Here is a 21,274-nt window from a genome sequence, read left to right as displayed (position 1 = left end):
CCGGGCCGGCGGCGTCGTGGCAGCGCACTTAGTGGTCCTTGGTGCCGTCAAGAGCAGTCACCGGAGCGGCCTCCGGCGATGGGGCGGCCGTATCCTGCGCCTTCTTGGCATTGAACTTCTTCTGCCGCGGATCGAAGGCATCGCGCAGGCCGTCGCCGATGAAGTTGATGCTCAGGCAGATCAGCACGATGAACAGGCCGGGGAACCAGAACAACCAGGGCCGGGTGGAGAAGGCCTGCTGGTTCTGCGAGATGAGCAGGCCCAGCGAGGTGTCCGGGGCCTTCACCCCGACGCCGAGGAAGCTCAGTGCCGTTTCGGTCAGGATCGCCGCGGACATGGTCAGCGTGACGTTCACGATCAGCACGCCGACGGCGTTGGGCAGGATGTGCTTGAAGATGATCCGGGCGTTGCTCGCTCCCGAGATCCGGGCGGCGTCCACGAATTCGCGCTCCCGCAGCGAGAGGAACTCGCCGCGCATCAGGCGGGCCAGGCTGACCCAGCTGATCAGGCCCAGGAAGATGCCCAGGGCGAGGACGCCGTTGGTGCTGGCGAACGAGGAGAACCAGCTGCCCGAGTCGCGCCGGCCGGCCATCTGCGCCATGACGGCGGCGAGCAGGAGGGCCGGGACGATGATGATGACATCGGTCAGGCGCATCAGGATGGCTTCGGCCCAGCCGCGAAAGTAGCCCGAGACGGCGCCGACGACGACGCCGATCAGGCCGGCGATTAGGCCGATGACCACCATCACCGTGATGGACTGCTGGGCGCCGCGCATGGTCATGGCGAACAGGTCCCGGCCGATCCGGTCCTGGCCGAAGGGGTGTTCGCCCCAGGCCAGCGGCCACAGCGAGGAGGTCGGTGCGCCGTCGTTGACCAGCGGGGAGACCTGCTCGTGGTTGTACTTCCACCAGCCGGGGATGCCCAGGTAGCCGACGGAGGTGAAGGCGACGATGAAGATCAGCGCGAAAACCACCAGCCCGATGATGGCACCGGAGTGTCCGAGGAAGCGCTTCCGGACGATCTGGCCCTGGCTCAGGCCTTTCGCCTCGAGGACGGGTTCGACGCCGGCTGCCGGCGCGGGCTGCAGTGCGGCCTCTTCGGCCATGATTTCGTCTTGCTGGCTTGGCTGGCTCATGCTTTTACCCTTACGCGCGGATCAAGTGCGGAGTAGGCGAGGTCCGCGATGAGGTTGAACACCATGGCTGTGATGGCTACGCACAGGAAGACACCCATGACGGGGTTCGGGTCAACGTGCTGGATGCCGTCCAGGAAGAGGAAGCCCATGCCTCGGACGGAGAAGACCGACTCGGTGATCACGGCGCCGCCGATCAGGCTGCCGATGTCGAAGGCCACGATCGTGGCGATCGGGATCAGGGCGTTGCGGAAGGCGTGGCGCATGACCACGGTGCGTTCCGACAGGCCCTTGGCCCGGGCGGTGCGGATGTAGTCCATGTTCATGATCTCCAGCATGGAGGCCCGGGTGAACCGGGTGTAGCTGGCCAGGGAGATCAGGATCAGGGCGAGGGTCGGCAGGATCAGGTGGGTGAAGGAGTCCAGGCCAAGGACCCAGAAGTCGCCCTCGATGTTGGGGGTGCTCGCCCCGATGGTGGCGATGGGGCGGCCGCGGACGCGGCTGTTGTTGAAGTACGTGGGCCATGCCTGCATGAAGCGGTCCAGCAGGATCAGGAACCCTACAAGGAATGAGGTGATGGCGGCCGCGCGCATCGACTGCCCACGGTCGTAGCCGCCCACGAGGTAGCCGATGCCGAGTCCCACCAGGACGGTGGCGATGGCCAGCAGCACGATCATGAGGAAAGTCGCCTGGTCCAGCAGCGGCTGGACGACGAAATACAGGACGACGCCGACGCCGACAGCGATCAGGGCCGACTGCAGGGCTTTGCGGTTCTTCAGGCCGGCGGTGAGCAGGGTGACGGCAAAGGCGAGGCCGACGCCGGCGATCGCGATCATCACCGGTCCCAGGCCGGGGGTCTTGAACCACTCGGTGGCGGAGAAGTAGACCAGGACGGCGGTTACGAAGAGGAAGACAATGCCGCCGGCAAGCACGCGGCGCTTCAGTTCGCCGCCAACCGCGACCGCAACCACCAGGCCGAAGGCGAGACCGATGCCAATGGCAGTAAGCATGGGGATCTCGGGGTTACGCAGGAAGTTGTTGAAGCCGATGGCGCCGAATTCCTTGAGCAGGACGGCCACCCAGAAGATCGGCAGGGAGAAGAACAGGAACGCCATGAAGGTCACGCCGTAGTCCAGCGCGCTGTACTGGCGCAGGGCGGTGATGATGCCCAGGGTGATGCCGATGAGGATGGCCAGCACCGTGGCGCCGGTGACCAGCGTCAGGGTCTGGATCAGCGCGTGGCCCAGGGCATCCGTCACGGGCTGGCCCACGATGTTCTTGCCCAGGTCGCAGGAGTTGGCGAACGGGACGAGGCACTGGGCGGCGCCGCCAAGCCATTTGAAATAGCGCAGCGGCGGGGGGACGTCCAGCTGCAGGAGTTCGGTGCGGGCGTCCATCAGTTGCTGCTTGTTGGCTGCGCTGATGGCGCGGTATTCCTCGAGGGGGTCACCTGACGCCGCTGTCAGGATGTACACCAGGAAGGATGCGCCGAGAAGAATGAGGGCGGCGGTCATGAGCCGCCGGACAATGTAGGTCACCATGGGGAATAGAACCTCGGTATTCGGGCCCAGGGATCGCCCGGACCGGTCGCAGAATTAGGCCGGATACCCCCGGGCGACGCGGCCGCGCCACTCATCGCCGGGGAGGGTCGCTAGAAAGGCGTCGGGACCGTAAAGCCGTGGTCCCGACGCCTTCAGCTAGCAAGTGTCACTTGCGGTTGCGGGCTACTTCTGCGCCCACTCCCAGAAGTTCCACCAGACACCGGTCTGGTTCGGCATGTACTTCACGCCGGTGATGCGGTCGCTGTAAGCGTCCACGCCCACGGCCTGGAAGAGGGGCAGACCGTAGCCGGAAGCCCAGATCTTCTTGTCGACCTGCTGGATGAGGTCATCCTGCTTGGCCTTGTCGGTGGTGATGATCAGCTCGTCCATCAGCTTGTCGGCTTCGGGATCGCTGAACTTGTTGAAGTTCGAGCCGTTGCCGGACTTGAAGATCTGCGGAACACCGGAGACACCGACGCCCGAGTTGATCCAGCCGAAGATGGTGGCGTCGTAGCTGCCGTCACCCAGGGCCTTACCCCAGTCAGACTTGCCGAGGCCGCCGTCGACGATCTTGAAGCCTGCCTTGGCGGCGGATTCACGGATCAGGGAGAAGGCGTCAACGCGGTTGGGGTTGTCCTTGTTGTACATGATGCGGACCGACGGCGTGGCGCCGTTCAGCAGCTTCTTTGCACCCTCGATGTCAACATCCTGGAATGCGGAGGAGCCGTTGTCCTTGACGGAGTCGGCGTACTTGGCCTGGTCCGGGACGAAGAGCTGGGAATCGAGCGGCTTGGCCTTGTCGTCCAGCTTCTTGACGATCTTGTCGACGATGTCCTTGCGCGGGACCGTCTTCATGAAGGCTTCGCGGACGTTCTTGTCGGCGAACGGGCCGCTGTAGTTCAGGTCGAGGTGGTCGTAGGAGAGCTGGTTGCCCACCTCAACCGTGACGCCCTGGCTCTCGAGGGCCTTGAGCTGCTCCACGGTGTCCGCGGAAGCCTGCGGCGCGATGATGTCCGCTTCGCCGTTCTTCAGTGCCTGGACTTGGGCCGGAGCTTCACCGATGTAGCGGACGGTGATTTCGTCCAGCTTGGGCTCCGGGCCCCAGTTGTAGTCCTTGTTCTTGACCATGGTCAGGGACTGGTCCTGGTTCATCGCCTTGACGACGTAGGGGCCGTTGGAGAGGAAGAGGCTGGGATCGGCCGGCAGCGTCTTGGTGTCGAAGCCGGTGTTCCACATGTCAGACATGGCCTTGAGCTGCTTGTTGGCAGGCTTCGGGTTCTTGGCGTCTCCGCGCGGCATACCCTTCAGGAGGTCCACGAACGCCTTGGCGTCGGCCAGGCCGGCCTTCTTGGCGAGGACGTGGGCCGGGATGTCGATGCCGGGGCCGCCGAGGGCGATTTCCCAGTCAGCGAAGGGCTTGGAGTACTTGATCGTCATGGAGCGGTTGTCGTCGCCCAGTTCCGGGAAATCGGTCAGCGCCAGGCCGGTCGGGTCGCCGGCGTAGGAGAAGTAGGAAGTTCCCTTCTTTCCTTCCGCGTCGGCGTCGTTGTAGTAGCCGGAGAAGGCAGCCCACTGAAGCACCAGGTCGGCGGCGGTGACGGGCGTGCCGTCAGACCACTTGACGCCGTCGTTGATGGTGTACTTCACGGTCAACGGGTTGTCTGAGACCTTTTCCATCTTGCCGAACTTTTCGTTGCGGACAACATTGAGCTTGTTGTCGACGTAGAAGAATCCGGAGTGGGTGGCGTAGCTGACTTTCGAGTTGATATCAGTATTGCCGTCAGCGGTGTTGGGGTTGAACGTGTTGAACGCGTTCACCTCTACGACTGTTGCCGATCCGCCTGATTTGGCTGCAGCCGCCGCGGACGACGGGGTTGACCCGCCACTGTTTCCCGCGCAAGCGCTCAGTGCGAGTGCTGCTGCTGCCGCGACCCCCACTGCTTTGGAAATACGACCGAATCGCATTCCGCCTCCTTGTTTCTGTGGTGTGGATGAGACCGGCGCCTGAGGCGCCGGACAGACGTCCACACTCCCCCAGCGGCAGTGTGGCGCGTCTCACATGGCATGAAGCGTAAACCCGCAGCGGGGCAGAACGGCATGAAATTTGTTCGCAGGTATGGTTCGTTATCGAGCTGCAACAATTGGCGCCCGCGTTAAGTAAATTTTGTCGAAATTCATTGACGAATCTGGAAGTCCGGGATATTGACCGAATGCCGCAAAAAGCCCGGATCCACGCGGATCGAAGCTTTTCGAGTTAATCGTCCATTACCGGCCCGGTCACCGGCATCTCACCCGGCTTCGAGGACGAAGAAGATGAAGGACAGGAACGCTGACTTCTCGCCGCTGAGGATGCGCGGCGGAAGGAGTTCGCGCGGCGTGTCCGGAGCGGGCTCTGGTTCGCTCACGGAGGCTATGCCGTAGCCCGCTGACGTGAAGGCACTAATCATTGAGTGCAGCGGCCGGTGCCAGAAGGTCAGGACGGCCGGCTCGCCGTCGAACTCGTAATCCTCCGAGTACTGCCGGATGGCGAAGTAGTCCTCGGCGGGCTGGGTGACCACGCTGACCGTGGGGTGGTTGACCGAGAGGATCAGGCGGCCTCCCGGCTTCAGCACGCGCCGCAGTTCGGCAAGGGGGCCGGACCAGTCCTCCAGATAGTGCAGGACCAGGGAGGAGACGACGTCGTCGAAGGAGTCGTCGACGAAAGGGAGCGGCCTGCTGAGGTCGGCCAGGTGAAGGTCCGCGGCCGCGCCCAGCCGCTGTCTTGCCAGTTCGAGCATCGCCGGACTGGAATCGAAGCCGGTCATAAGGGCGCCCTTGGCACTCAGCGCCGCGGACAGGAGCCCGGAACCGCACCCTGCGTCCAGGATCCGGCGGCCGGTCACGTCGCCGGCGAGACCGATCATCGCCGGCCGCTCGTAGTAGGCGTTGAGCAAGCTGGATTCATTCTCCGCCGCGTAGCTCTCGGCGAAGCTGTCATAGTGGTCGGCTTTCACGGATCCTCGCTCTCGGGGCAACGCTCTCGGGTGGGACGGTCGGCTCGATCCTAACCACCCGACCGCCACTTCGCGCAGGCCTCCGTTTCCTGCGGCGTTTCTCCAACGTTGATATGGAAAGCACTTCAAACATCCGGTAGGCAGCTCTGGCTCCAGCACGCCCAGATTCCGCCCTAGAGGCCGATCTCGGGTGGCCCCACACTGCGCGAGCGAGCAACTGTCTATATGCGGCAAATATCAGGCTACAGACCGGGGGTCGTTAGACGTTGAGCCGACCGACTATGAGGTCCCGCAGCCGAGCAACTTCAGAGTTAGAGCTGCTGCTAGTTATTTACCCTCGCGATTCGCGTCCCGCAAACGCTTAGAGGCGAGACTTTCACGCATGACCGACGGTGGGGCGATCTTTTTCCCTAAGAAGATCCCACTCACGTAGGACAGACATCAAGGCATCCTGGAACCTGTCTGAAGTATGATCCAAAGACCAAACTCCGGCTTCAGTAAGCGAGTCAGGCCGCCACGACCTCCTCGCAGTCACCTTACCCAGAAGAACCTTCTCTCTACGCTCATAAACTCCCGGCCAGGGGGAACCAGGTTCACCGTAGTTAGGGATGGCGTCGGGATCCTCGTTAGCGCAATCTGAGAGAAGCCGCGTTGGAAGATTGACGAATGACCCGTTTAGGAGAGCGTCTACAATCGATTGGTCGTCCGAAAGATCGACAATGTCGTCGTCGTCGTCGTCCTCGAACGCCAGAATGGCCAGGTGTAGCGCGTCGCCGTAAAGCCATGCACCTTCATCCATCAAATTGCTTAGCGCCGTCCTTGCGTCACTGTCGATTGTTCCGACGGACGGCATCGTTATGGCGTAGATGCGTAGCAACTCCACCTCGACCTGAAGTCGTGTGAGAGCACTGAGAACGGATTCCCGGCGCTGACTAATCAAGCTGAAGTCGCCCTCCGGGAACGACAATAAATCCGATGTGCGTGGGCTAGTGAGGTCCTGAATGGTTCGAGCCTCCAAAACGGTAGCGCGAGCATGGTCTACGAGGCCTTGCATGCGGCCGCTTAAGTAGCTCTCTTTCTCCATAGCCGCCTGGCTGTCGGCAATCTTCTGCGACTGCCGCAGAGCTAGAGCAGCGAGCATTACCCCAATCAGAATTGCGATCCCCGACAGAATCGAGGATACCCATCCATCTAATGAACCCAGTTCCATGAATATCCGTCTCTCCCAATTGGTCGCGTAAGCCGTCGACATGATAGCCGGTTTCGCTAACCGCTTCCCCGAACCAACGCACAGTGTCAGCGAGATAACCCCGTCGGTCACGGGTCGGCACCGTGACTCCTAAGCATCTCGTTCACCCCGTCCGCAGTATCCGGACGATCGGGCGGAACCTCGTCACGTACATGCGCGCGATGAGTGGCTAGAACTGATTCCTTCGCGACATCGGGCGCGCCGTTCCGATGGATTAGATTCGCTTGCAGACTTTAGGTCCCCGCCGGGGGCCGCAGGGATCCGGATTTCTCGCCGCAGAATGAGACGGCCCTGAACGCGGTGGTGCGTGAAGGTTGGCGGATCGCACGGTGACTGACAGTGACTGTATGCATGGATTTTGGGTTGTCGAGTCACAGCCCAGATGGCCGCACGCCGAACTCTGACTCCGTCAGCGGCCATCGGCAAAGCTGCCCCTCCTGCCCGGGGCAGGAATGGGTCCAGCTAGGCCCGCTCCGCAAGGTGTTTGATCCTGACGATCGCCTCCGACCACATGCTCCGCATGTCGTCCGCCCACTCGTCGGGCACCTCGAGCTCGACGACGAGGGTGGTCGAGCCGCCGGTCTCGCTGAACGAGTAACTTTCGTGAAGTCCGGCTGCCGGACCTCCTGGGTTTTCGACGCCGTTCTCGATCTCGCCGAGATAGCGGACCGACACGACTTCGTGGGGACGGTTCTCGACGATGGTGCCGAAGAGGCCGCTCGAGGTCCCGTCGTCGTTCGGGCCGAGGAAACGGATCTCATCACCCTCGTTCCAGCCGCCCTCGTAGGTCGAGCCCTCGTGAAAGGCGGCGGTCCATTCGCGGTAGGTGTCCAGGCCGAGCATGACGTTCCAGACATGCGGCGCGGGAGCGTCGACGTCGACGCTGAATCGAAGATTCTCCATGCGCGATCTTAGGTCCGGTGCACCGTGGGGGCGCAAGACCGCCGGCAGGGCCGGGTGGTCGAAGGAACGGAGCGGGATTTGCCACTCCCTCTTTTTGCTGACATGCTGTCGGAAAGATGCCGACATCATGTCAGCAACTCTTTCCATCCACCTCTGAACCTAGGACCCCCAATGTTCCTTGCACTCCGCGAACTGATCTTCGCGCGTGGCCGCTTCAGCCTGATGGGCGGTGTCATTGCCCTCATCGCCGTGCTGATGGTGATGCTTTCCGGCCTGTCCTCGGGCCTCGTCAACGATGGCGTGTCCGGCCTCAAATCGATGCCGGTGACCGCCTTCGCCTTCGACCAAGGCACCAAAACCGACAACGCGTTCTCCCGCTCCGTGGTCGATGACCACCAGCTCAGCGCCTGGCGCGGCGTGGACGGCGTGGCCGCCGCGGAGAAGATGGGCGTTGGCATGGCCAACGCCACCACTGATTCCGGCAAGCAGATTGACCTCACGCTTTTCGGCGTCGAGCCCGGATCCTTCCTGGAACCGTCCCGCTCAGCCGGCGCCGCACTCGGGGCTGCTGACGGCATTGTTGTGTCGTCGACCGCGAAGGCCGAAGGCATCGACCTCGGTACGGTCGTGACGCTGGACCGGATCGGCACGAAACTTAGGGTTGTGGGCTTCACCGAAGGCCAGTCCACATTCGGGCACGTCGACGTCGCCTACCTGCCGTTGAAAACCTGGCAACTGATCGCCTCCGGCCAGGCCTCCCCCGGCATCCCCAACCCGGCGCAGTTGTCCGCGCTCAACTTTGATACCGCCAGCGTCGTCGCAATCCAGGCGAAGCCCGGCGCCAAGCTGGACCTGGCCGCCGCCGACACCGCCGCCGGAACGTCCAGCAAGTCTCTCTCCGCCGCTTTCAACGCATCTCCCGGCTATGAGGCCGAGACCATGACCCTGAGCATGATCCAGGTGTTCCTGTACGCGATCTGCGCCCTTGTGGTCGGCGCGTTCTTCACCGTCTGGACGATCCAGCGCAAGCACGAAATTTCCGTACTGCGGGCCATCGGGGCCTCTACCGGCTACCTGCTGCGCGATGGACTGGCCCAGGCCGCCATCCTGTTGGTTGGCTTTACCGCGCTGGGTGTGGCCGCCGGCCTGGGGCTCGGTGCCGCCATGCCGGACGCTATGCCGTTCGCGCTCGAGGCCGCACCGATCGCCGTCGCCACTGCCCTCACCATTGGCCTCGGCCTGATCGGCGCCGCCGTGGCCGTGGTGCGCATTTCCCGCATCGACCCGCTCAACGCCCTTGGAGGACAGCGATGACCAACCCCACGTTCACGGCGGCCGGCACAAGCCCGGCCGACGCATCCGGATCCACCGGCCTGTCCATCCGCCATGCTGTGATGGAACTCGGCGACGGCGACACCAAGGTGAAAGCTTTGGACGATGTCAGCCTCGACGTTGGCCCGGGGGAATTTCTAGCCATCGTCGGCCCGTCCGGTTCCGGCAAATCCTCCCTGCTCGCCGTCGCCGGCGCCCTGGCCTCCCCGGATTCCGGAACGGTCAGCATCAACGGGCAGGATCTCTCCCAATTGAGCCGGGGCAAACGCGCCGCGTTCCGGCTGGCGAACATTGGCTTCGTTTTCCAGTCCGGCAACCTCATCCCGGCGTTGACTGCGGCGGATCAGCTCCGCCTGGTCAACCGGCTCGCGGGCGGACCGAAGAATTTCGACCCGGCGGTCCTGCTGGAATCCGTTGGCATGGCCCACCGTGCCGCCAACCGCCCCGGCCAGCTCTCCGGCGGCGAACGGCAGCGCATTGGCATCGCACGGGCACTCGTCACGGGGGCGAAACTCCTCCTCGTGGATGAACCGACCGCCTCGCTGGACCGGGCCCGCAGCCGCGAAGTCGTGGAATTGCTGGCCCGGCAAAGCCACGAGCACGGCGTCGCGACCATCATGGTCACCCACGACCATGACGTCCTCGGCTACTGCGACCGCGTCGCTGAGATGGTCGATGGCCGGCTGGGGGCTCCTGCCCCGGTCCGCTAGCATCCAGGGCACGGACCCGACGACGGCGGCCTGCTCAGCAAGCCGCCGTCGTCGGGCCGTATTCTTGAAGCATTGGTCAAAAAAAGCGTCAAAGGATCCCGAAATGCCCAGAATCAGTGCCGCCACCGTCGCGGAACACCGCGCCGCACAGGAGCGCGCACTGCTGGATGCTGCCCACGAACTGCTGCAGGAAACGTCGGAAGCGCCGACCATGGCCGAGGTGGCGTTGCGGGCAGGGCTTTCAAGACCCAGCGTTTACCAGTACTTCGATTCCCGGCAGGACCTGCTCCAGGCCCTGGTCCGTGACATTTTCCCGCGCTGGACCGAGCGCGTCACCGGCGCGATGGCGGACGCCCCCACCGAGGCGGACCGGATCTTGGCCTACGCAACGGCCAACGTTGACTTGGTCGCCGAAGGAGCGCACGCCGTTGGAGCAGCGCTGGCCGCACTGGCTCCCGGCGCCGAACTCGACGAGCAGGCCACCCGGATGCACCGCCAGCTGCAGGAACCGCTGATTGCGACGCTCACCGAGCTCGGGGTTGCCGACGCCGAGTCAGTCGCCGAGATGATCAACGCCGTCGTCCACGCCGGCACCCGCATGCTCGAATCCGGTCAAACCCCGGCGCAGGTGCACGCCCACCTTCGGACGCTGCTCGGACCCTTCGTGGCAGAGCGCCAGGGCACCGAAGCCGCCGGACGTTAGTTGGCCCGGCGCGTTAGTTGGCCCGGACGTTAGTTGGCCTGGCAGGTTCCCTAGGCCATCACAGCGTTAACCAGCTCGTGCTTCATCGGGGTGATTTCCACCGGCAGGTTTGGCCTTACGTTGTTGTCGAACCAGGAATCGTGCTGCGCCGCAGCCTCCCAAATTTCCACCACGGTCATTCCGTCGTCACTTTCATAGGCGTAGTGCGCCTTGAATCCGGGGGTGGCCGCGAGTCTGTCCCTGAGGGCCGCGGCGATGCCTTCGTATTGTTCCCGGGTCAGGCCGGGCACCAGGTTTTGAACCAGAACAGTCATGGCAGACTCCTCCAAAGGCGGATGCCGGCCGGGCGGACTGATCCCACGGACAGAGCCGGCACAGCGGAAGCCTACGCCGTTGGCGGGTGCCGCGACAGGGCAGCGCGCTGCGCCGCAGGGCTCAGTCCGCGCCGTCTATGGCCGCTCAGCGCAACCGGGAAGTTGCTGGACGCTGCAGTCCCCATGGCCCGTGGGCGGCGGAGCAGGGCGGGGCGCCATGGCGTCTTGTGCCTAAAATACTGACATGCCTTCCCGCGTTCACGAGTTTGACTGGCCTGATCGGGTCGTCGTTGGCACCATTGGCGTTCCGGGGGCGCGTACCTTCTACCTGCAAGTGCGCGCTGGGACTCAGATCGTGAGTATCGCCTTGGAGAAACAGCAGTCGGCCCTGCTCGCTGACAAGATCGACGAGATTCTCGATCAGCTGAGCACCGTCGAGGGCAACCCCTTCAGCGTTCCCTCAAGTACGCCTATTGAACTTGTCGACAATGAACAGCTCGACGCCGTTTACGAGCAGTTTCGTACCGGTGCCATGAGCTTAGGGTGGGACCCAACCACTGCCCAAGTCGTCATTGAGGCCTACCCCATCACCGAAGTGGACGCTGATGACGACGAGTCGCTTGACGAGGACGCCGACGACGACTCCGAAATGCTTCTGGTGCGGATGCCGGTCGGCACCGCCCGCGCATTCGCCAAGCGCACCCGTGAGATCGTCGGCGCTGGGCGTCCGACGTGCCCGCTTTGCGGTTACCCGATGGACCCCGACGGCCACATCTGCACCCTTCCGGAAGCCTGACGCCGGCCCCGGCCAGGTGACCGGTCAGGTGGCTACAGCTCGGCGGGCCTAAAAGGCGGTGCTGGGCAGGTCTTTCTCGCCATCGAGGATCGCAGTGACAATCCTCGCCGCAACCAGGTCTGGCTCCAGCGCGGCGCCGAATCGCGGCGCCGCCCCGGCAATCGGATGCTCGGACAGGGCGGTACCCGTGTGGCCCGGCCGGGCATCCATGATTCGGATGCCAGCGCGCCGATATTCTCGCGCCGCCGCGGCAACGAACGCCGCTAGCCCGGCTTTCGACGCCGAGTATGCGGCCAGACCGGCGACGGGTGTTTCAGCCACGACGCCGCTCAGCGTGACTATGAAGGGCTCCCGGCCTTCACGGGCCGATGCCGCTAGGTAGGGCTGGCTCTGCACAATAAGCTGGACCGCACTGGTCGTGTTCACGGCGAAGAGCTCGTCCACGGTGGCGGGTTCCAGGTCTGCTGCAGCACCGAAGGCGACGACGCCGGAGGCAACCACCAGCCCATCGACTCGTCCATACTGTGCACTCACGCCTTCCAGCACCTCCCGGACCACGGAGGGAGTGCGGAGATCGTGCCCGGCAGACCTTGACGACCGGGCAACGATGGCGCCGTTACTCTCCAGCTGGGCGGCGATGCGCGAACCGAGTCCGCCGCTAGCGCCGACCACCAGAACTACCGCCTCCTGAAGCGTCGTCTTGGGTAGATCCTAGATCACCGTAGGGCGGGCACCCCAGCGCCTGGACCGGAGTTTGAAGCGGAACTCTCGGCGATGTTCCGCTGTGGAGTTCCTCTTCCGCATGCCAGCCCCCGACGAACATTTGCATGGCGAAACGTCGCACGCCGGGTTCGGCTCTAACGCCCGTGCCAAGTGAATATCTCTTACGCGCTCAGAGGTAGGCCGAAAGGATGGCCAGAACAAGCGGGGCCCCGAGAAGAAGCGCTAGGAGCCAGCCCGCGCGGCGACGTCGCGCGCTGTCCACAAGCGATCGCAACTTGGTGAACTCGTGCAGCAAGACCGCCGGCTCAACCACGGCAGGCGGACTTCTGTGCCAGGTTCCGGGGCGGAGGGCTGCAGCGGTAAGCGCCGACACCTGCGTGGGCGTGAGAATGTTCGGGCGGTCTGCCAGCCACCGAAGGAGGTGCCGGTCCGTGACTACAACGACGTCGGCCGGCCTCTCCCCGGACCGTATACGTAAACAGCACAGCTTTGCGGCGGGCAGCCACCCTCTTCATCATGTCGTCCAATGTCCCCATCCCGTCTTGGTGCATCTCTGCCTTCAAGAGAAGACCCCGGACCGCAAACCGGTCCGAGGTCTCCTATAGTTCCCTGGCGGTCGTTCGCTCATTCCAAGCTGGATCCTTCGAGAAGGTCACTTTCCCTGCCGGTGACTCGTGCCAGTTCTAGTCAGCTGGCGGACGCTGCTGATGGTATCTGGTCCATATCAGCAGCATGGGTGCTCCGATGACCGCACTCAGCGCTCCGACGAGCCACGAAGGCCGGTCGGGCACTCCGAATGCAATCACCGCAACTAGGGGAATCGTGATAATTAGGGAAGCCGCGGTAGCCAGCCAAGGTCTGTGCATTCTCGCTCCTGATGTATCGATCGATGCGTTAACTCATAGCCGAGTGGTAGAGGGCTCCACCCAGTGCGGCGCCGGTGTTGTAGCCGATTCCAGCGGCGCAGCCCGTCCCAATGTCTGAAAGTGACGTGGCGTTTCCATCCAGCATATTCGCCGTACCGACGGCGACGGCCCGGTGCCGACGTCGACCGAGCCGGAGACCTGATCGGAGATCGGCAGTGGTAGCCGCGTCGCGCCCGGCCGTGAACCCAGCTCGCCGATGGTGGTCACTTCCCCTGACGAGGCCCCCGGAATGGCCATGGGCGCCGGTACTACAGCCAGCCCGGGTCCGGACGTTGCGGCCAGGAGTCCAAGCCCCAGGCACGAGGCGATAGCCCCGCGAAACAACAAGGCCGGCGGCCTATGGCCACCGGCAAATCGATCTGAACGYKRCGGCGTMCGCCGCTTYCCCCCAATAAGCACCGGGCGGTTTCTCACCAACGTCGCAACACCTACTGAAAGAGGTGTTGTTTTTTATGCGTAGTTCGACGCGCCGAAAGCGGAAGATGGGCCCCGAAGGCTTGGTCGAGAAGAAGCCCTTGTACGTTCAGCCCATGAAAGACGGGCACTCCAATTCCGCAGCATGCAGGATTCTTGGTATCAATGTGAACACGGGCCATCGCTGGTTGCATGGACGCAGCGGGGTTGAAGGCCTCATACAGCAGGGCTTGGACCCGCGGCCCCGTAAGGCCGTTCCGGCGGCGGTGTCCAGCCGCTATCTGTCCGAAGACGAACGCATTTTCATCGCGGACCGACTGCTGGTCCGGGCAAGTATTCGCTCCATCGCCCGTGATCTGGGGCGGTCACCGTCTACCATCAGCCGGGAGCTGTCCCGCAATCGCCCCGATTCGCGTCGCTATCACCCGTTCCGTGCCCAGAAAATGGCACAGAAGCGCAGGCCGAGGCCGAAGTTGGCCAAGCTGGCCAGCGATGAAGAACTGCGCCACTACGTTGTGGAGTGCCTGTCGAAGCGTTGGAGCCCTCAGCAGGTCTGTCGGGCCTTGAAGCAACGGTTCCCGGGCGAGAAGTGCCGGCATTTGGCTCACGAAACGATCTACCGGGCGCTGTATCAATTGAGTATCCGCCCCGTTCCCACCGGGTCTGCCCGGCTACTGCGTTCGGGTAGGTTCAGCAGACGGTCCCGGTCCAGGACCAACGTGAAGCCGCGCCGGTACATGGCCGATGCTCTGAAGATCGGCGATCGCCCAGCCCACATCGCTACCAGGGAAGAGGCTGGCCATTGGGAGGGTGATCTCATCATGGGGAAAGGGAACAGGTCAGCGATAGTGACGCTGGTTGAACGTTCTTCCCGGCTTCTCGTTGCCTTTGCGCTTCGGCCGGGAAACAGGTCCGATAACATGTGTGACCAGCTCATTGAGGCGCTCGGGGTCATGCCAGTCACGTTGCGGAGAACTTTGACGCGGGACCGGGGCTCCGAGATGGCCAAGCATGCCGAGGTTACTGCTGCTTTGGGCACGCTCGTGTACTTTTGTGATCCGGCCAGCCCTTGGCAGCGTGCCTCAAACGAAAACGCCAATGGCTTGCTCCGTCAGTACTTCCGGAAGGGAGATGACCTGAGCGCAGTTGAACCGGCAGATGTCCTGTTCGCCACTGAGGAGATCAACAGCCGGCCCAGGGCCGTTCTGGATTGGTCGAGCGCAACTGCAAGGTTCGCGATCTATCACGCGACTGCGGCCAGCCCCGGTCGGAGGAACTGCAGAAACGAGCGAACTGCTGCAGTTTTTGCTACTTCGGGCTAGCTACGGTGCCGAGCAGCACAGTTGTCGGGGCTTTCGCGTTCAGGGCAACCTTCTTTCCTCTGAAGGCGGGCTGACTGGTGTCTCTACAGAGGTGCTGTTGTCGCTGGCGGTCCAGCTGGCGAGGAAATCCAGTTGGTCTTGGGCGTGGCTGCCCGGTTCGGCGGAGTAGGCGATCAGTGTCAGCCCTTCCCCGGGGAGTTCGAGCGCGTCGCCGGTGAGTTCGATCTCCCCGACGAGCGGATTGCGCATGGTCTTGCGTGCGGTGCGGTGAAAGCGGACATTATGGCGCGCCCACCGTGTGGAGAACTCGGTGCTGCCCGCGGCCAAGTCACCGATAAGGCCGTTGAGCGCACGGTCGCGAGGGTTTCTGCCGGATTCGGCACGCATGGCGGCTGCAAAGTCATCGGCGAGTGTGTCCCAGTCGACGAAGAAGTCCTTGGACCGCGGGTCCAGGAACATGAAGCGTGCGAGGTTCACCGGAAGCGTCTCGGGGCTAAGGATGCCGGTGTAGAGGGCGAAGCACAGGCTGTTGGCAGCGACCACGTCAGTACGGGCGTTCCGGACATAGGCCGGAATCCCGGTCATTCCGGCCAAAACTCTTTCGATGCTGGGGCGCACGTCAGCCCGTGCCCGCCGTGGCCCGGACGCCGGGGCAGGTGCCGCGGCCTTGGCCAGGTCAAACAGGTGGGCTCGTTCTGCCTCGTCGAGCTGCAGGGCCCGGGCGAGGGAGTCAAGAACGGAATCCGACACTCCCCGGAGGTTGCCGCGCTCGAGCCTTGCGTAGTACTCGGTGCTGACGCCGGTGAGCATGGCCACTTGCTCACGTTTGAGCCCTGCCACTCTTCTGGTACCGCCGTAGGCGGGCAACCCTGCCTGGGTCGGAGTGATGCGGGACCGGCGGCTCATGAGGAACTCGCGGACGTCGTGAGTGTTGTCCATGGCTTCTAGGCTACGGCGGGCCGGGCTGGTCTGACAGGAACTGCCAGTACACCGCACAACAGACACTCCCGCGCGAATGAAGGGGCTGGTTTTCTTGAAGAAGACCGTTATCCCGCTTTGAAAGGACATCATGTCCGTGTCTGTCGTCAGCCGCCCAACCGTGGCTGCCCGACCCAGGGCTTCCCTGGCCGTTGCCATGCTGGGCTTCTTCGTTGTCGCCTTGGATGCCCAGATCGTCAACGTCGCTCTGCCTGCGATCCGCAACGATCTCGGCGGGGGCCTGTCCGGCCTGCAGTGGGTGGTGACCGGCTACACCCTGATGTTCTCTGCCCTCCAGCTGTTCGCGGGAACGTTCTCCGATAGGGCCGGTGCGCGCCGTGCCTATGGACTTGGCATGATCGTCTTCGTTGTTGCTTCCGCTGCCTGTGCGCTGAGTCCCTCGCTCCCGGTACTGGTCGGTGCCCGTATTCTGCAGGGCGTCGGAGCGGCGATGATCACCCCGGCTTCCCTGGCGCTGATCCGGGAGGCCTATCATGACGCCGCCGCCCGCGGCCGCGCCATCGTTTACTGGGGGCTGGGCGGTTCGGTGGCCGCCGCCGCAGGTCCGGTACTGGGCGGGCTTCTCACACAGCTCGACTGGCGGCTGATCTTCTTCGTCAACCTACCCGTCGGGGCTGTGGCTCTGTTGGTGCTTTCCCGCGTCGCACCGTCACCCCGACGGCTTGCCCCGTTTGACTGGGCCGGACAGATCAGCGCCGTCGCCGGACTCGCAGCCCTGACCTACGGCATCATCGAGGGTGCCGAAGCCGGTTACGGAAGCCCCGCCATCTTGCTCATGTTCGCCTTCGGGGTGGTATCCGTCGTTGCCTTCGTCACCGCCCAGGCCAGGGGACGGCATCCGATGATTCCGCTGGACCTGTTCCGCTCCCGTGCCGTGTCCACCGCCCTGATCATTGCCGTCGTCACAATGGGGGCGTTCTACGGCATCGTGTTCGTTCAAAGCCTCTACTTCCAGCAGGAACGGGGCGCCTCTGCCCTGGAGACCGGGTTGCTGTTCCTGCCAATGACCGCCCTCGTGGCCATCCTGAACCCTTTGGTGGCCCGTCTCATGGCCCGGTACGGGCATGTGGCCATGATTGCCGCAGGACAGCTCATCATGGTTATCGGCCTCGCCGGAGTGTGCTTGCTGCCCGCGGATGCGCCGGTCCTGCTCGTCGCAGCGCTCATGGTCCCCGTCGGCGTGGGCGGCTCTTTCACCGTCCCGTCCATCGTCGCCCAGGTAATGGACAACGTCCCCGCGGAACGGGCCGGCACCGCCAGCGGAGTGGTCAACACCGCCCGGCAAGTCGGCGGATCCCTCGGCGTGGCCATCTTCGGCGCGGTGCTCGCCAGCGGCGAGTTCATCACCGGGCTACGCGCCAGCCTCGGCGCCACGGCTGTGGTCCTCATCGTCCTCGTCGCGGCGTCCCTGGCATTGCAGCGACGGCGGCACGCAACCACCTAACCAGACCCGACCACAATGAAAGGAGCAGGCATGCGCCTCGCAGTTCCGGGACCCACGACCAAGGGACCGGCCGAGAAGTTCACCGGCGACGTCTACCTGAATCCACTGCACTCAGCTGAAAGCCCCTCCCGGCTCGGGTTCGCGATGGTCCGGTTCGCCCCCGGGGCCCGGACCCACTGGCACTCCCACCCGCTGGGCCAAACACTGCACTGCACCGACGGAACGGGATTGGTGGCCACCCGGGACGGGAAAGTCATCGTCATGCGGGCCGGAGACACCGTCCACACCCTTCCCGGAGAAGAACACTGGCACGGCGCAACTCCGGACTCCCTGATGTGCCACCTGGCCCTGGTCGAAAACGACGACGGGCACACCGCAACGTGGCTCGAACCCGTCAGCGACCAGGACTACCAAGCCGCACACCCCAAAACCCACCCACAAACCACAGCAGAACAACGCTAAGGAAAAACCCATGAAGAACGTCACGCTCAACAACGGCATCGAAATGCCCATCCTCGGCTTCGGTGTCTTCCAGATCCCCGAAGAAGAAACCCAGACCGCCGTCGAAGCAGCCCTCGCCACCGGCTACCGGCACCTGGACACCGCCGCGTCCTACGGCAACGAAGAGGCCGTCGGCGCCGCGATCAAAGCCAGCGGCATCAACCGCGAAGAACTGTTCATCACCACCAAACTCTGGATCCAGCACGCACCCACCGGGAATGTCTACAACGACACCAAGCAGTCATTCCAGAACTCCCTGAACCGGCTCGGACTGGACTACCTCGACCTCTACCTGATCCACCAGCCGCTCGGTGACTACTACAGCGAATGGCGCGCCATGCAGGATCTGAACAAGGAAGGACTCACCCGCGCCATCGGCGTCTCGAACTTCCACCCGGACCGGCTCGTGGACCTCATCGACCACAACGAAATTGTCCCGGCGGTGAATCAGATCGAAACCCACCCGTTCCACCAGCGCGCCGCCGACCAGAAACTCATGCGCGAACGCGACGTGCAGATCGAGTCCTGGGGACCGTTCGCCGAAGGCAAGAACAACCTCTTCACGGACCCCGTCCTCAGCGCCATCGCTGAAGCCCACGGCAAGTCTGTCGCCCAGGTCGTGCTCCGCTGGCTCATCCAGCGAGACGTCGTCGTGATCCCGAAGTCTGTCCGCCCCGAGCGCATGGCCCAGAACCTGGACGTCTTCGGCTTCACCCTCACCGAGGAGCAGATGACCCGGATCACGGCACTGGACACCGGCGCCAGCCTCTTCTTCGACCACCGCGACCCCGCAATGGTCAGCTGGCTCGGCAACCGCCGGTACAACTAACACCAAGGCACTCCCTTGGCTACCAGCCCGTTAAACGTCAGTCGGCGGTCCGCCCTTCGCGGGGCGGCCGCCGGCCTGACCGGCGCCCTGCTCACCGCTGCGACAGCAGCCTGCACACCGCAAGGACCACGCACAGTGCCCAGGCCAGAGACCACATCGTCCCCAAACACAGCAACACCAGGCCAGGGCAGTCAACGCGTCCTGCTCGCCTACTTCTCCAGGGCCGGCGAAAACTACTACTACGGCGGACGCGCCACGCTGGAAGTCGGCAACACCGAGGTCCTCGCCGTCATGATCAGCGCCCGGGTACCCTGCGACGTGCACCGCATCGAGGCTGCCGACCCCTACCCTGCCGGCTACGACGCCACCGTCGCCCGGAACGTCAGCGAGCAAAACCAGGACGCCCGCCCCGCGATCCGCAACCTGCTGCCCTCCATCGACCAGTACGACACCGTGATCCTGGCCAGCGGCATTTGGAACGTCAGGGCACCAATGATCATGACAACCTTCGCCGAAAGCTACGACTTCGCCGGCAAAACCATCCATCCGGTCACCACCCACGCCATGAGCGGGCTGGGCAACACAGTCCGCGACTATGGTCGGTCCTGCCCCGGAGCGACAGTCCGTGAGGGCCTCGCTGTCAAAGGCGAGGAAGTCCGCGACGCAGGAACGGCCATCCAATCCTGGCTCCAACGCACGCAACTCCTCTCGGCCAATTAGCACGAACCGTCGAACCCTCACCACACCTGCTACGTTCAGAACAGACCCGTTGCGACGTTGGTGAGAAACCGCCCCGTAACTCCCCAGCTGGAAACGAGTGATGCCGCTCACTTTTGCATGAGTTTTGTCGAATGACTAGAGAAGTAGGCTTGTCAATTTTGTGACCAAATCTGATTCCACCCGAGAAGCTACGGCGCACGGGCAAGAGCGCCCGGGGACAGCAGAGTACTACCTAGTTGGCCCGCCCAGGTGCACAGGTCAAGACTCTCGAGCAGCACGAAACGTGCCAAGACGGGGCCACTGTTGGCCGTCCTTCCGAGGCCAAAAATACTTGACACAACCACTCAACGGGCCGCATACTGCGCAGGCCAGAATCCTTCCGTGTGTGGATAACTTGAGGCTACGGACCAACGGTATGGGCTGGCAAATGACGTGCATGCTCCTCATCCCCGCGGCGAGGAACGTCTTCGACGCCGTCAACTTAAGCGTTCCACCTCAAGTTGGCCAAGTGATCCAAAAAGCCACCCGGCACTCGAAAGTACCGGGCGGCGTCTAAGCAGGATGAGTATGGGACCTAGACACTGAACCTAAGTCCAACCACGTTCCGTTACGGGATAACCCTTGCTCTAGCACTCGTCGTCTGATCATGCGGAGACCAGGTGCCCATGGCCGCCCGTCCCTACGCCTGGACAGTTACCGCCCCGTACTGGAGGTGCCTTATTCGTGCGCAGCGGCCGTGGATCCCGTAGCCGCCCAGCTGGCCAGTAGCCTGAGTCGCTCAGCGCTGGGCGAACCGGGTTCGGCGGTGTAGATCATGAGAACGCAGCCGGGGTCGGCGGTAATGATGAGTTCCTCGTAGGCGAGAGTGAGTTCGCCGACAACGGGGTGGTTGAACCGTTTCGTGCCCGACCCGTGGGTCCGAACATCATGCGAACCCCACAGCTGCCGGAACACCTCGCTGCGCGTGGACAGCTCACCGACGAGATCCTGAAGTCCCTTGTCATGGGGATCACGGCCGGCTTCGGTCCGCATGATCGCAACGCACATCTCCGCGAAAAGCTCCCAGTCAGGATAAAAGTCGCGGGCTGCAGGGTCGAGGAACTGGAACCGGGCCAGGTTCGGGGTGCGACCTCCAACGCCGATGACGGGCGAATAGAAGGCCCGGCCGAGTTCATTGGTGGCAAGGAGGTCCTGGTGCTGGTCGCGCACGAAAGCAACGCCGTCAGTGATCGTATTGAGCACCCAGTGGAGACTGGGCCGACTGACGCTGTTTTTCGTGGATCGCCGGCGGGGACGCCCTGACAAGGGAATCCCGTCGGCGGCGCGGGCAAGATCGAAAAGGTGGGTCCGCTCCGTGTCGTCGAGGTTGAGCGCGCGGGCGATGGCGTCAAGCACGGACGAGGAGGCTCCGCCGATCGCCCCGCGTTCGAGCTTGGCGTAATACTCGACGCTGACGTCTGCGAGTATCGCAACTTCCGTGCGGCGAAGCCCGGCAACGCGCCTGTTCGGCCCGGCCGGAAGTCCGGCCTGTTCGGGGGTCACCTTCGCCCGGCGCGACATCAGGAACTCGCGTACCTCGGCTTTATTGTCCATGCCACGAGAATACGTCTCTCCAAACTTTGTTGGGGTGCCCTGCCGGTACACCCCTCGACAGAGACTCCTCCGCGGAACGGTTCGCATGTTGACTCGATAGGGAGTTACCGGCGGCACGACCAGGGCAAGG

At 63.6% G+C, this 21,274-nt stretch carries 19 protein-coding genes; 9 read left to right on the top strand and 10 right to left on the bottom strand.

Annotation, left to right across the window (positions count from 1 at the left end; genetic code table 11):
- Nucleotides 1-28: 28 nt before the first annotated feature.
- The 6 genes from AC1DNC_RS13355 to AC1DNC_RS13330 form a co-directional block, all read right to left on the bottom strand.
- Complete coding sequence (locus tag AC1DNC_RS13355) at nucleotides 29-1,135, bottom strand: ABC transporter permease (RefSeq protein WP_476863017.1); 1,107 nt, start codon at nucleotides 1,133-1,135, stop codon at nucleotides 29-31.
- Entirely contained in the window at nucleotides 1,132-2,673 is a 1,542-nt protein-coding gene (locus AC1DNC_RS13350) for an ABC transporter permease (RefSeq protein WP_476863016.1), read from the bottom strand. The genes AC1DNC_RS13355 and AC1DNC_RS13350 overlap by 4 nt, the downstream gene beginning before the upstream one ends.
- 183 nt (nucleotides 2,674-2,856) lie before the next feature.
- The gene (locus AC1DNC_RS13345) at nucleotides 2,857-4,638 is read right to left on the bottom strand and encodes an ABC transporter family substrate-binding protein (protein WP_476863015.1); all 1,782 of its coding nucleotides are present in this window, start codon (nucleotides 4,636-4,638) and stop codon (nucleotides 2,857-2,859) included.
- A 323-nt stretch (nucleotides 4,639-4,961) separates the two neighbouring features.
- A complete protein-coding gene (locus tag AC1DNC_RS13340) occupies nucleotides 4,962-5,666 on the bottom strand; it encodes a class I SAM-dependent methyltransferase (protein ID WP_476863014.1) in 705 nt (234 codons plus the stop codon).
- A gap of 376 nt (nucleotides 5,667-6,042) precedes the next feature.
- Complete coding sequence (locus AC1DNC_RS13335; RefSeq protein WP_476863013.1) at nucleotides 6,043-6,876, bottom strand: hypothetical protein; 834 nt, start codon at nucleotides 6,874-6,876, stop codon at nucleotides 6,043-6,045.
- 501 nt (nucleotides 6,877-7,377) lie between these two features.
- A complete protein-coding gene (locus AC1DNC_RS13330) occupies nucleotides 7,378-7,818 on the bottom strand; it encodes an SRPBCC family protein (protein WP_476863012.1) in 441 nt (146 codons plus the stop codon).
- 171 nt (nucleotides 7,819-7,989) lie between these two features.
- Between AC1DNC_RS13330 and AC1DNC_RS13325 the strand changes: the two genes are divergently transcribed.
- The 3 genes from AC1DNC_RS13325 (at nucleotide 7,990) to AC1DNC_RS13315 (ending at nucleotide 10,563) form a co-directional block, all read left to right on the top strand.
- Entirely contained in the window at nucleotides 7,990-9,132 is a 1,143-nt protein-coding gene (locus AC1DNC_RS13325) for an ABC transporter permease (RefSeq protein ID WP_476863011.1), read from the top strand.
- Entirely contained in the window at nucleotides 9,129-9,860 is a 732-nt protein-coding gene (locus AC1DNC_RS13320) for an ABC transporter ATP-binding protein (protein WP_476863010.1), read from the top strand. Before AC1DNC_RS13325 ends, AC1DNC_RS13320 begins: the two co-directional genes overlap by 4 nt.
- Before the next feature lie 103 nt (nucleotides 9,861-9,963).
- Complete coding sequence (locus AC1DNC_RS13315) at nucleotides 9,964-10,563, top strand: TetR/AcrR family transcriptional regulator (protein ID WP_476863009.1); 600 nt, start codon at nucleotides 9,964-9,966, stop codon at nucleotides 10,561-10,563.
- Nucleotides 10,564-10,613: 50 nt separating this feature from the next.
- Here the strand turns inward: AC1DNC_RS13315 and AC1DNC_RS13310 are convergent, their stop codons facing one another.
- Nucleotides 10,614-10,877, bottom strand: a complete 264-nt coding sequence (locus AC1DNC_RS13310; RefSeq protein WP_476863008.1) for a hypothetical protein — start codon at nucleotides 10,875-10,877, stop codon at nucleotides 10,614-10,616.
- A gap of 244 nt (nucleotides 10,878-11,121) precedes the next feature.
- Between AC1DNC_RS13310 and AC1DNC_RS13305 the strand changes: the two genes are divergently transcribed.
- Entirely contained in the window at nucleotides 11,122-11,673 is a 552-nt protein-coding gene (locus tag AC1DNC_RS13305; protein WP_476863007.1) for a DUF3090 domain-containing protein, read from the top strand.
- Nucleotides 11,674-11,721: 48 nt separating this feature from the next.
- Here the strand turns inward: AC1DNC_RS13305 and AC1DNC_RS13300 are convergent, their stop codons facing one another.
- Entirely contained in the window at nucleotides 11,722-12,345 is a 624-nt protein-coding gene (locus tag AC1DNC_RS13300) for an SDR family NAD(P)-dependent oxidoreductase (protein ID WP_476863006.1), read from the bottom strand.
- A 1,507-nt stretch (nucleotides 12,346-13,852) separates the two neighbouring features.
- Here AC1DNC_RS13300 and AC1DNC_RS13295 point away from each other — a divergent pair.
- Nucleotides 13,853-15,058: an IS30 family transposase gene (locus AC1DNC_RS13295; protein ID WP_476863005.1), complete on the top strand. Its 1,206-nt coding sequence runs from the start codon at nucleotides 13,853-13,855 to the stop codon at nucleotides 15,056-15,058.
- 39 nt (nucleotides 15,059-15,097) lie between these two features.
- Here the strand turns inward: AC1DNC_RS13295 and AC1DNC_RS13290 are convergent, their stop codons facing one another.
- A complete protein-coding gene (locus tag AC1DNC_RS13290; RefSeq protein WP_476863004.1) occupies nucleotides 15,098-15,997 on the bottom strand; it encodes a helix-turn-helix transcriptional regulator in 900 nt (299 codons plus the stop codon).
- 130 nt (nucleotides 15,998-16,127) lie between these two features.
- Here AC1DNC_RS13290 and AC1DNC_RS13285 point away from each other — a divergent pair, with 130 nt between their 5' ends.
- The 4 genes from AC1DNC_RS13285 (at nucleotide 16,128) to AC1DNC_RS13270 (ending at nucleotide 19,551) form a co-directional block, all read left to right on the top strand.
- Complete coding sequence (locus AC1DNC_RS13285) at nucleotides 16,128-17,501, top strand: MFS transporter (protein ID WP_476863003.1); 1,374 nt, start codon at nucleotides 16,128-16,130, stop codon at nucleotides 17,499-17,501.
- 30 nt (nucleotides 17,502-17,531) lie between these two features.
- Entirely contained in the window at nucleotides 17,532-17,963 is a 432-nt protein-coding gene (locus tag AC1DNC_RS13280; protein ID WP_476863002.1) for a (R)-mandelonitrile lyase, read from the top strand.
- Nucleotides 17,964-17,973: 10 nt separating this feature from the next.
- On the top strand, nucleotides 17,974-18,831 hold the full coding sequence (locus AC1DNC_RS13275) for an aldo/keto reductase (RefSeq protein WP_476863001.1): 858 nt from the start codon (nucleotides 17,974-17,976) through the stop codon (nucleotides 18,829-18,831).
- Nucleotides 18,832-18,966: 135 nt separating this feature from the next.
- A complete protein-coding gene (locus AC1DNC_RS13270) occupies nucleotides 18,967-19,551 on the top strand; it encodes a flavodoxin (RefSeq protein WP_476863000.1) in 585 nt (194 codons plus the stop codon).
- 717 nt (nucleotides 19,552-20,268) lie between these two features.
- On the opposite strand, the gene AC1DNC_RS13265 is transcribed toward AC1DNC_RS13270, so the two are convergent.
- Nucleotides 20,269-21,144 (bottom strand): helix-turn-helix transcriptional regulator, encoded by an 876-nt coding sequence (locus AC1DNC_RS13265; RefSeq protein ID WP_476862999.1) that lies wholly within the window; start codon nucleotides 21,142-21,144, stop codon nucleotides 20,269-20,271.
- Nucleotides 21,145-21,274 lie beyond the last annotated feature (130 nt).

Source organism: Arthrobacter sp. 01N442 (assembly GCF_056399345.1).
Note: the sequence above shows the minus strand (reverse complement) of the source record. Positions and strands in the feature narration are given on the sequence as shown.